Raw genomic sequence first — 10,826 nt, 5'->3', positions numbered from 1 at the left:
CCGGCGCGCGCGGGCCCACGCTCACGCTGCACCCCCTCGCCCCCCGGCGCCCCGCCCAGGGTGTTCGGCTTTCGCGAGGTCGATTGGCCCGAGGCCTGGAGCGAGAACCGCCCGCCACCGCGCATCGTGGTGGACCTGCGCGACCACGGCAGCCTGGAGATCGAAGCGGTCAGCGCCTGGCAGGCCGCCATGCACGCGGCCGGCCACCGCCCCGGCATCGCGCAGCGCATGCAGACCCGATGGACCGTGCTGGCCGCCACCGTGCTGGCCTCGGTGCTCGCGCTGGTGCTGTTCTACCGCTACGGCACGCCCTGGGCCGCCACGCAGCTCACGCGCCATGTGCCGATCGCCTGGGAGGCCGCATTGGCGGACCGCGCCATGCAGCAGATGGACCACGGCACGCTCAAGGCCAGCACCCTGCCCGCGGCGCGCCAGACCCAGTTGCGCGAGCGCTTCGATGCGCTGGCGGCGCAGGCGCGCACCCTGCCGCCGCGCTATGGCGGCTACACGCCGCGCCTGCAGCTGGAGTTCCGCCAGGGCATGGGCGCCAACGCCTTCGCCTTGCCCGGCGGGCGCGTGGTGATGACCGACGGGCTGGCCCAGGCGGCCGCGAAGAACGGCCTGAGCGACGACGCGCTGGTCGGCGTGCTCGCCCACGAAATCGGCCATGTCGTGCACCGCCACACCACGCGCACCGTGGTCGAGCAAGGCGTGCTCAACATCGGTCTGGGACTGGCCTTGGGGGATGTGTCGGGCCTGCTGTCCACCGGCGGCGCGCTGCTCACCGGCCTGGCCTACAGCCGCGACCACGAGCGCGAGGCCGACTGCTACGCCATCGCGCTCATGGGCCAGGCCCGCCTGCCCACGGCGCCCATGGCCGACTTGCTGCTGGCCATTGCGCACGACGAGGAAAAGAAGCACCCCGGCGCCCCGGCGGGCAAGCCCCAGGAAAGCAAGGGCCAGAGCGATCCGCCAAAACAACGCTCACCGGGCGTCGAGCCCGGCGGCGAGGGTCTGCTGTCGCTGCTGAGCAGCCACCCGGGCACCGTGCAGCGCGCGACCGAGCTGCGCGAGGGCCGGGCACCGCACTGCGCCCGCTGAGCCGGGCGGCGGCCTTGGCCGACATCAAGGCAGCGCATTGGACCCGTGGCTGATCGGGCAACCGAACAGGTCGCCCAGCCAGTCCGCCACCTTCTCCAGCTCATAGCCCAGCGCGACCATGGCCTGCTGCACTTCGGCCGCCAGGGCGCCGAGGCTTTGCAGCACCGAGGCGAGGTCCTTGCCCAGTTGCTTGAACTGGTCCTGCAGGATCTGGCCGACAAGCTGCAGGCCGTTGACGAAGTTGCGCCACTGGTCCTTGACCCAGGCCACGAAGCTGCTCAGGCCGGACAGCACCGCCTGGATCAGGGCCGAGGCCTCCTGCTTCAACGCGGTGAGCAGGTGGCCCGCCACGTCCTTGAGCTGAGCGATGACGCCGGCCACGTTCACGTTCAGCAGGGTGTAGGGGCTGGCCTCGTCGCCCAGGTGCAGGTCGAGTCCGAACAGGCTGAAGTCGAAATACCCGGTCACCACCAGCGCCTGCATCGAGGCCGAGAAGCCCAGGCCGGCCGCCACGCTGAAATCGGGCAGCTGGATTTTGGGCACCAGCGTCACGCCCCAAAGGGTGATGCCGTCCCACTCGATGTCGTGCCAGCCGAAGTTGAAGCCGAACGAAGCGCTGAGCTGCTTGGCCTGCGGATTGAGCATGAACGTGATGCGGTCGCCGGCCCACGCGCCGCAGCCCCCCGTCGGCTGGCCGTTCTGCACCGCATAGTCCAGCTGGAACTGGTTGTCGGTGGTGGCGAGTGCGTAGAGGTGGTCTTCCACCACGTCCAGGAACTTCAGGTACAGCGACGAATAGAAGCGCACCGGATTGCCGCCGTTGATCTGCGGCACCACGATGCCATCCGGCGTGGCGGCGATCGCCAGCATCGGACCCTGGCCGTTCGGCTTGCTGGTGGTGGGGTCCCAGCCGGACAGCGCAAACACACTGCCCCAGGCAATCGCTTTCTGCACCAGGATGTAGCCGGAAAAGCCGGCCTTGGCATCGGCCGACTCAGCCAGCGTGGCCGTCACCTGCACATCGTCCTGGTCCAGCAGGCTGAACTCGGCCTGCAGCCCGAAGCCGGCCGGGAACGGGCCTCGGTCGCCGATCTTCTGCAGCTGCGCCCCTTCCACGAACCAGAAGGTGAACTGCTTGATGCTGACGATCTCGTCGAGAAAGCGCACCACGTCGGCGATCTCGGGCTCGTGGTCGTTGTCCAGCGTCTGCGGGGAGAAGTCGAGCGCGAAGGCGGCGTTGAACACATTGGACAGCTGCATCGGCTGCTGGTCGGCCTGCGTCCAGACCGCGATGCCGTTGGGCACCTCGAAATCCACCACCTCCACTTCGAAACCCACGTCGAACTCGTACTGCGGCGCTTTGGGGTTCTGCAGCTTCAAGTCGCCGCCCGCGCTCAGCGTCACGCCGGCGGCCTCGGCACCCACCGTCACCGTGCCCTGCAGCTCGACGATGTCCACGGTCTGCAGGCCAAAGGGCTGATTCCAGTTCTGCAACGTGAGGGTGATGCTCAGATCTCCCTGCGACGGAACGATGCTGCCCGTCAGGCCCAGCGCGATCTCGGTGCTGGCATCGGGCCGGAAGACACCGGACGCACTGGCGCTCGCGCTGCTGCTGCCCTGGCCCGGGTCTTCCCATTCGAGCTTGAAGCCGTCGAACTCGAACACCCCGTTGCCCTGGGCACTGAACGTGTTCTTCAGCACCGCCTTGAGCGTCTTGTCGCCGCCGTCCTTGGCATAGGTGGCGAACAAGGCCAGCTGCGACACGTCGCCCATGAAGTTGGCGATCGCCTTCAGGGAGTCGGTGAGTTGCAACGACGAAAACAGCACGAAGCCGGGAGCGATATCGAAATCGGCCGCGATCGCGGGCACATCGTCCGCGCTCAGCAGGCCGAGCGAGGCCAGGCTGCCGGACTGACCCGCGATGGTGGACACCACCACCCCGCTGTCGTTAAAGGTCAGTGCCGACAGGGGCGTCCACAGCGACCCCGGCGACCACTGCTGGACCACCGCGCCGAACATGACGCCCGCGCCCTGGTCGGTGCGCTGCACGCTGAGCGCCGCGTTCAGGAAAGGCTGCCCGGAATACAGCAGGCCGCCTTGCCCGTTGAACTGGATGGACGGACCTGCGGCGTAACTCAGCGTCAACTGCCCCTGGGAAAAGGCGATCTGGTTGGCCGGCGTCCAGTCCAGTTCCGCAGGCCACAGGCTTTGCAGCGGCCATTGCAGGCTCGCGCCCATGGTGGCGCTCAGCACCATTTCCACGCCGCTGTCGCCCCGGCTGAACGTCAGCACCACCTGCGCATCGGTGTACTGCTTGCTGGTGAGCGTCAGCGTGGCGCCGCTCGGGGTCGCCTGCAGATCGAGATCGGCGCCGTCGAGCTGCGCCTGCAGCTGCAATTGCTTGCTGGAGGGATCGACCGCCAGGCTGGCGGACGGGCCGAGCTGCAGCGTGATGCCGTTCAGGTAGTAGCCGAGCGCCGTCTGGATCGGTCCGGGAAACTGGGTTTGGGCCAGTTGCAGGACCTTGCTGGCCGCGTCGGTCTTCAGGACGCCCTGGAGGGTGGTGTAGATGTCGTTGCTCATGGCGTCACTGCCCCAGGTTCTTCAAGGCCGAGCGGGCGAACTGGGTCGCCGCGTCGCTGATCTGCTGCAGGTTGTCGGCAATAGCGTCGTTCAGCGCCGACACCACCTGCTCGATCAACTGCGACTGGCTGAGGAAGGCATTGATGAACATCGCATAGGCACTCTCGTCGTCCGGCAGCGAGATGGTGAGCAGCACATCCTGGTCGCCCGCCACCAGCCGGATCTGGCTGTAGGTCAGCTCCAGGTCGTCCGGCGTATCGCCCGACGCGGTCAGCGCGGTCTGGATGCCCAGCGTGTTGCTGTTGTTCTGGAGGCTGAGGTTCAGGGTGCCGCTCAGCGGGATGGGGGCGTTCTGGTTGACCTGCACGTTCAGGGTGAAGGGGGTGCTGGCTGTGGCCGGCGGCGAGGGCACCGTGCGGGGGGCACCCTTCACTTTCACCGTCGGCCCGGGGTTCATGGTGCCCAGCAGCAGCGTGGCGCTGGCCTGCGGATTGGTGGGATCGCCCCCAAAGACGATATTGTTCGGAGGCGCCACCACGTTCGACAGCCCCTGGACCGCCAGGCTCTGGAGCACGATGTCCGACAGCGCGATGTTCTGCCCCATGATCGACGTCTTGAAAGGGCCGGGAATGCTCAGGTTGACGGCGGTGTAGGGCTCCAGTACCGGCGATGTCGATCCCAGCACCAGGGTCGGCAGATAGACGTAGCTGCTCGGGTCGTTGAGCGCGCCGCGCGCCCGGTCGAACAGGTATTTGTCCACCGCGTTCGCATCCGTGTCCACGGTGCTGCCTGCCACCTGGGTACTGCCGAAGATGTCGTCGAAGGCGTTCTTCAGCTGCTGGTTGAGCAGCTTCCCGACCTGGGTCCGGTTGCCCGAGTCCATCAGCGCGTTGTTGACCTGGGTGCTCAGCAGTTGGGCCGCATCCCCGGTGGACAGCACCTGCTTGAAGAACTGGCTCCACGGCGCATAGAAGACGCTGGTGTTGATGTAGGCGGGAAAGGGCACCGGCGAGATGCTCTGGTACTGCAGGTTCTGCAGCGTGAACGTGGGCGTGGTGCCTTGCACCGCGACGAGCTGGACGGTGTTCAGGTCGATCTGCAGCGCCGCGCTGTTGCCGGTGCCGTTCACGGCGACGGTCGTTCCCGAAACCACCTTCGCGTTCGACAGGGTCAGCAGCGCGATGCCCGTGGCCAGGCACTCGAAGCCGTTCGCATGGTCGGACGACAGCGTGAGCCCCAGTGTCGGCGGCGGGGCGACGACGTTCATCTGCTTGTCGACGAAGCACAGGCACTGCTTGAGCGTGAACCCCAGCCCGTCGAAGGCAGTGGGGGGGCTGGTCGTGCCGTCCGTTCCCTTTTCAGGGCCTGCCAGCGCCAGCGGCTGGTTCCAGTCCTGCCCCGTGGAGGCGTAGGCATTGAGGTTCAGCGTGATCTCCGCGGTATAGCCGGCGTTGCTGGTGGTGACCGCCGGGGGCTCTCCACTGACCTGGATGTTCGCCAGCCCCTGGATCTCGATGCTGCTCACGTCCAGATCCGGCCCCACGCCGGGATACGGAATCACGTTCAGGTGCTGCGACATGATGTAGGTCACGGCGGCCTTGGCGTCATCGACCATCTGCTGCGTGACGGGGGGCGTGGGGTTGGTCTGCAGGCTCAGCTGGCCGATCAGCGGAAACAGGGCCTGGAACCAGGACGTGGCCATGTCGGCCGAGATGTCCTGCGCGCCGCCGATGTTGTCCAGGTTCCATTGATTGCCCTTCAGCGGCAGATACTTGTTGCCGCTCCCATCCGTCATGCCGGACAGCGCGACCGGCAGGAAAAGGCTGTTGTCAGGCGCGTTGTCGTTGGCCTTCTGCATCAACGTGTCGTACACGAAATGGAATAGCTGCAAGCCCATGGCGGCGTCCTCTCGAAAATATTGGCGGTCAGTCAGTAGGGTCGGTCCACGACATGCAACGTGATGTCGTGCAATGCCTTCAGGTGCGGGCCGTGGGGCAGGTTCTGCAGGTACTGCACAGCCTGCAGCGCGGTACCCCGCGCCTGGGCATAGGCCAGCGCGAAGGCGTCGGAGCGGCGGATCTCATCGACCCAGGCGTTGATCTGCTCGGGCGGCGGCGTCTGCGTGTCGCGCAGATAGCACACCATGGGGTGCGCATCGCCGAACAGCTTCATCGCATGGATGATGGGCAGGGTGATGCGCCGCTGGTGCAGGTCGATGCCCCTGCACTTGCCGGCTTCCGCATCGGAATGCGCGAGGTCGAAGATGTCGTCCATCATCTGGAACGCACGGCCCATGTAGCGACCGAAAGAGCCGAGGCGGCGCAACTCCGAGGTGCGCGCGCGCATGAGCGCGGCGCCGGCCTCGCAGGCCAGGCCGAACAGCACGGCGGTCTTGCGGTCCACCGTGGTGAGGTAGCGGCTCATCAGCGAGTCCGGATGCCAGTACGGCTGCGTGGTCATCTCGTCGATCTCGCCGCGGCAGATGTCGAAGGCCGAGTCCAGCACCCATTTCACGAGCTGCATGTCGTTCTCGTCCTCGATCGCATCGACGAAGCAGCGCACGGCCTGCAGGAACTGCATGTCGCCGATCATGATCGCCATCTCGGTGCCGCGCGCGGCGTTGACGCTGGCGTGGCCCCGCCGCAGCGAGGCGTGGTCAATGATGTCGTCGTGGATCAGGCTCGCCACATGCAGCATCTCCAGCGACGCGGAGGCGCGCAGCACCTTGTTCGGCAACTCGCCGTCGGGCTGGAAAAGCCGCGCGGTCAGCAGCAGCATCAGCGGGCGCAGCTTCTTGCCCCCCTGGTAGAGCGACATCTCCGCATCGGTCAGATAGCCCTGCTGCGGCTGCAGCGCCTGGTCCAATTTCCCCTTGAAGCCCTGCATGTCCGCCGCCATCAGCCCCTGCAGGATGGCGTGGACCGGGTCCGGCGCAGCGGCGCCAATCCTCACGGCTGCGAATCCAGCAGGGCCCTGGCGAGCGGCTGGACCAGCGCGCGCTCCAGTGCATCGGCAATGCGGTCGTGCACCAGGCTTTTGATGAAGCGCGCCTCGGACAAGGCATCGCGCGCGGCCTGCGCCGGGCCGTCGCCCAGGGCACCGTTCCACGCGCCATCGTCGAAGTGCAGGTCGAAGCCGTCCAGCTCGACACGCCCGTCAATCAGGGTCGGTACGCCCTGGTCGCCCTGCGCACCGAACTGCAGATACACATGGCATGCAAGGCGCGCGTGCAGCGCCCCCGTCACCAGGGCCACCGGCTTTTGCGCGGCCACCCGCGCGGCATGCTCGGCGATGTCTGCCTGGAGCTTGCGCACGAACGCGCGCTCGTCCTCGCTGAGCGACCACGTCCAGCTGTTGCCCTGCGCATCGCGGCCGCCGATCGGGCTGCCATTCAGGAAGTTATGCACGTCATCCACCGAAGGCATTGGCGCCGGCGTGCCGTTCTGCACCAATTCGTAGACGCCGTCTTTCTGCAATGGGGGCAAGTCTTCGATCTTGGTCACATTGGGGTTCGTCACCTTGACGTTCTGCACGATGCTCGAGCCAAAGCCCATGGTCGCAGCGGCCGCCTGGTTGTAGGGGTTGGTGGGGTCCGTGGGATTGTTGGGGTCTGCGCCCTTGGCCATGGCGGTCAGGGTGGTGAGCAGGCCCAGCTTCTGGTTCTGGGCATGGCCGTTGTAGTTGGTGGTGATTCCCGTGCTCGAGTTGTAGTAGGTCTTGACGGGATCGTTGACCACCCCCCCCTCGGTCAGCGCCGTATTGGTGTCGTCGGCCATTTCGGAGACGGCGGAGTTGCCCCAGCCTTGCTGGAACGCGTACGCCTGGAAATTCTGCTCATTGAACACGTCGTTGAAGGCCGCCCGGTGATTGGAGTAGGTGGTCAGCAGCGTCTGTCCATTGCCGCCGGGCACGTTCTGCAGCAACCCGCGCTGGTCGTTCGCGGTCTGGATCCAGGTGGGATGCGCGTTGTCGTCCCCACTGCCGCCGCGCCGCCGGGCCCCGATGGGCATGGCCGTGCCGGCGCCATCCAGTCCGGTCTCCCAGATCTGCGTGCCTTTCAGGGCGTGCGTGCCTTGCAGTTCAATGCCCTGCAGGCGCACGGCGAGCACGCAGCGGCCTTGCGCATCGCTGCTGCATTCGACCGCGAGCGGCCCGTCGCCGGCCAGCACCAGTTGCATGCCCGACAGGTCGATGCCCAGCGAGCCGCGCGCGAACCCGGCCTGCGCGGGCATGTCGAGCGCGCGCGACAGCGGCAGCATCGGGATGTCCCCAAGCCCGATATGGCGGGGCAAGGCGGCGTTCAGGGTGGCAGCTGGCTGATTCATCCAGCCGGCTTGAAAAGCTTGCATTCCAGCGCTCATGAAAATTCTCCTCGTGCGATGTGACCGGGTCCGGTGGGCGGGGACGACAGGTCAGGAAACATTGACGGTGGCCGTGATCAGCAGGTGGTCCGCATCCGCGGCGGAAATGTTCAGATTCGACGCCGTCAGACTCAGACTGATGCCTTCGAACGTGATGGGGATGGGCGGCACCGGGAACGAGGCTTTGTCGTTCAGATAGGCCTGCGCCTTGCTCTGGATGGTGGATGTGATGAAGGGCGTGGCAACGCCGATGATGGTGGTCGCCACGTGCTTGAGCAGCCCCGCGTTGAACTTCTCCCACCCGCTGCCGTCTTCGGCGTAGGTGATCGTGAAGCTCGGCAGCGGCTGCAGCTGCAGCTGGACGGTGTTCGACCCCGACACCACGGGGGCGACGGTGAAAGTCAGCGGCGTGGGGCTGGTGGCGAAATCGGCTTTGGCAAAGTCAACCATGGTGTGGCTCCAATCAGGGCAGCAGGTTCGAGGCGGCTTCCAGGGCGCAGGCGGCTGGCACCAGCCACCATGAAACGCCCACCGAGGCGGTGGCGGCGAAGGTGGCGGTGATGTTGATGTTGGGCAGCGTGGATGCCACCGCGATGGAGGCGTTGCTGATCCCGCCGTCGAGCGAGTAGCTTCCTGTCCAGTTGCTGTCGCTGGCATTGACCTGCGCGGCATCCATCTTCTGCACGATCGCACCGCTGTACTGGGCCACCAGCGCGGTCAGCAGCTTGCGGCCGACGAGCACACCCAGCGCCTGCTGCGGCCACTGCACGCCGCTGATATCCGGCGTGCCGTTGGCCACCAGGTTGCTTGCCAGCACCAGGTGCGATCCGGTGACGGTCATGACCGGCGGGGTGAAGCTCTGCCCTTCCACCGTGATGCTGGGTGGGATCTGGTAGCCCTGCAGCAGGGCCTGGACCTTGGTGTAGACGATCCCGCAGATCACCTGGAGCATGAACTCCGTAGCGCCGGTCGGATTGACCGGCAGCACCGCCACCGATCCCAGCTGGATCTGGTTGCCGGACACGGTCACCTGCGCAAACAGGGTGAACGAGAACGTCAGCGGGGATGGCGGCCCGCTCTGCATGTTGAACGTGGTGGACACCGACGCCAGCTGCACCTGGAACATCTGGTCGGTCGGATCTTTCGGCTTCGTCTGGCCCGACGGCACGAACGTGTTCTTGTCGTTCCACTGCGTGAGGGTCGGTGGCGCCAGCACGAACTGGGGCACCGCATCGATGCTCCAGTTGACGGAGGTGATGCCCATCTGGCCCACGTCCTGAACGCCCTGGAACAGCTTCTGCTTGGCCTGGGCATTGGCATACAGCTGGGTCATGCCCTGGTTGAGGGTGCCGGCATCCAGCACCAGCGCGACGTCGTAGCTACTCATATTCCACCTCTCCTTTGCGTGTCGGGTTGGCCGATCGGGGGTTGTGTGTCCAGTAGGTTTCCATCCACTCGCCGCCATGGCGGTAGTGCAACGGAAAATCATCGAAATCGACCGTGGCGCGGCCGCATTGCGGGTCGGCGACCGAGACCGTGCGCTTCGTTCGGCAGTAGCCGTCCACCAGCACGTAATGCTGCGGCCCCGCATGCCAGCGGATCGCCACCGCGACCGGCCGGCCATCGTCGAGCTCGCGCATCAGGCGGCGAAACGGCGGTCGTCCACTGCTCCATCCGGCCAGGCAGTTCACGTAGCGCAGGGTGCGCTCCATCGCGGCTTGCTGGTCGTAGCGGGGCTCCAGGAGAAGCGCGGGTGGCGGCAGGCAGTTGGGAAGCACGTCGTCCGGCGCGAGAACGCGCCAGGCCAGCGTGTCCTGCCGCCAGGAGGTATCGCCGTAGTGCGCGGCGACCGCACAGGTCACCGCGGCCCAGCACCAGTTGGTGCGCAGCTGCGGCTCCAGCGGCAGGTTCAGCGCCTGCCCCGTGCTCGCCCCGGCCTCCTGCCAGGCGGGAAACATCGGGCCGATGCGCTGCGTCGTGCGGGCCAGCGGCTCGATCCTCACCCTCATGGAAAAGGCACGCACTGGGGCAGCGCCTGGTTCAGTTCCCGACTGACGATGCTGTTGATCTGCGATGAGATGAGCCCGCTGATGGCGCCCTTGGCCGCATCCAGAATCAGGTTCTCCACGGGCTGCAGCAGGTAGTTGAGCGGCCCCAGGCCATCGATCCAGACCGAGGCGTTGCCGTAGTTGAAGTTCGCATTCATGCCTGACAGCTGGTTCAGGCAGAGCTTGCCGCCGGCCGTGCCGGCCTGGAACTGCGCCGTGCCGGAGATGCTGGGGTTGTCGATCCGGATGCTGCCGGAGATGCCCGGATCGACGAACAGCACCTTCACGCTGCCACCGGCCTGCGCGCTCAAGGAACTGTTCAGGACCGCATGGAAATTCACCGTACCGGAAATACTGGCACCGGACGAAGTGACGTTGCCAACCACCATGTCCTGGATCTGCAGGGACGAGATGCCCGTGAGATTGGAGACGGAATAAGAAGCCGTGCCCACTCCGATGCTGGCGGACCCCGAGGCGACGTTGGGATACGGGTCATAACCGGCGCCCCGGATGGCCCCACCGATTTCCCCATTCAACTGCGTGACGAGTCCCTGCAGGATTTCGTTGAGGATCTGGGTGAATGGATCACTGCTCATGTCTATATCCTTTGAGGAAAGAAAAAATCACCATCGGGCAAATCAATTCAAGAGCGGAAGCGGTGCATCCGCGCAATGCTTTCTTGTCAAGGCCACGGCGCAACACGTTCCCGTTTTCGTTCAGGCATGGCGAAAAA

The 10,826-nt window shown here is 66.1% G+C and carries 9 protein-coding genes; 1 reads left to right on the top strand and 8 read right to left on the bottom strand.

Annotated features, from left to right (window positions below; genetic code table 11):
- Positions 1-1,101: M48 family metallopeptidase (locus AC27IQ_RS13635; protein ID WP_487089782.1), on the top strand; the 1,101-nt coding region annotated here is incomplete at its 5' end.
- Between the two features lie 24 nt (positions 1,102-1,125).
- On the opposite strand, the gene AC27IQ_RS13630 is transcribed toward AC27IQ_RS13635, so the two are convergent.
- Genes AC27IQ_RS13630 through AC27IQ_RS13595 form a run of 8 tightly spaced genes read right to left on the bottom strand, consistent with a single transcriptional unit; the run spans position 1,126 to position 10,689 of the window.
- Positions 1,126-3,684 carry a hypothetical protein gene (locus AC27IQ_RS13630; RefSeq protein WP_487089781.1) on the bottom strand — a complete coding sequence of 853 codons (2,559 nt, stop codon included), beginning with the start codon at positions 3,682-3,684 and terminating at the stop codon, positions 1,126-1,128.
- A 4-nt stretch (positions 3,685-3,688) separates the two neighbouring features.
- Positions 3,689-5,581, bottom strand: coding sequence for a hypothetical protein (locus tag AC27IQ_RS13625; RefSeq protein ID WP_487089780.1), 1,893 nt, complete (start codon positions 5,579-5,581; stop codon positions 3,689-3,691).
- A 32-nt stretch (positions 5,582-5,613) separates the two neighbouring features.
- On the bottom strand, positions 5,614-6,636 hold the full coding sequence (locus AC27IQ_RS13620; RefSeq protein WP_487089779.1) for a polyprenyl synthetase family protein: 1,023 nt from the start codon (positions 6,634-6,636) through the stop codon (positions 5,614-5,616).
- Entirely contained in the window at positions 6,633-8,045 is a 1,413-nt protein-coding gene (locus tag AC27IQ_RS13615; protein WP_487089778.1) for a hypothetical protein, read from the bottom strand. Before AC27IQ_RS13615 ends, AC27IQ_RS13620 begins: the two co-directional genes overlap by 4 nt.
- A 51-nt stretch (positions 8,046-8,096) precedes the next feature.
- Entirely contained in the window at positions 8,097-8,495 is a 399-nt protein-coding gene (locus tag AC27IQ_RS13610) for a hypothetical protein (protein WP_272565253.1), read from the bottom strand.
- Positions 8,496-8,508: 13 nt separating this feature from the next.
- Complete coding sequence (locus AC27IQ_RS13605) at positions 8,509-9,432, bottom strand: hypothetical protein (protein WP_317353342.1); 924 nt, start codon at positions 9,430-9,432, stop codon at positions 8,509-8,511.
- A complete protein-coding gene (locus AC27IQ_RS13600; RefSeq protein ID WP_284429667.1) occupies positions 9,425-10,054 on the bottom strand; it encodes a C39 family peptidase in 630 nt (209 codons plus the stop codon). Before AC27IQ_RS13600 ends, AC27IQ_RS13605 begins: the two co-directional genes overlap by 8 nt.
- On the bottom strand, positions 10,051-10,689 hold the full coding sequence (locus AC27IQ_RS13595) for a hypothetical protein (RefSeq protein WP_487089777.1): 639 nt from the start codon (positions 10,687-10,689) through the stop codon (positions 10,051-10,053). The genes AC27IQ_RS13600 and AC27IQ_RS13595 overlap by 4 nt, the downstream gene beginning before the upstream one ends.
- Positions 10,690-10,826 lie beyond the last annotated feature (137 nt).

This window comes from Acidovorax sp. KPB24-07 (assembly GCF_057543315.1).
The sequence above is the reverse complement of the archived record's forward strand: the minus strand, read 5'-3'. Positions and strand labels throughout refer to the sequence as shown.

What these genes read in the sequence shown, in the direction of transcription:
- AC27IQ_RS13630 (WP_487089781.1), bottom strand. Translation starts at nt 3,684, where the DNA reads ATGAGCAACGACATCTACACCACCCTCCAGGGCGTCCTGAAGACCGAC.
- AC27IQ_RS13625 (WP_487089780.1), bottom strand. Translation starts at nt 5,581, where the DNA reads ATGGGCTTGCAGCTATTCCATTTCGTGTACGACACGTTGATGCAGAAG.
- AC27IQ_RS13615 (WP_487089778.1), bottom strand. Translation starts at nt 8,045, where the DNA reads ATGAGCGCTGGAATGCAAGCTTTTCAAGCCGGCTGGATGAATCAGCCA.
- AC27IQ_RS13610 (WP_272565253.1), bottom strand. Translation starts at nt 8,495, where the DNA reads ATGGTTGACTTTGCCAAAGCCGATTTCGCCACCAGCCCCACGCCGCTG.
- AC27IQ_RS13605 (WP_317353342.1), bottom strand. Translation starts at nt 9,432, where the DNA reads ATGAGTAGCTACGACGTCGCGCTGGTGCTGGATGCCGGCACCCTCAAC.
- AC27IQ_RS13600 (WP_284429667.1), bottom strand. Translation starts at nt 10,054, where the DNA reads ATGAGGGTGAGGATCGAGCCGCTGGCCCGCACGACGCAGCGCATCGGC.
- AC27IQ_RS13595 (WP_487089777.1), bottom strand. Translation starts at nt 10,689, where the DNA reads ATGAGCAGTGATCCATTCACCCAGATCCTCAACGAAATCCTGCAGGGA.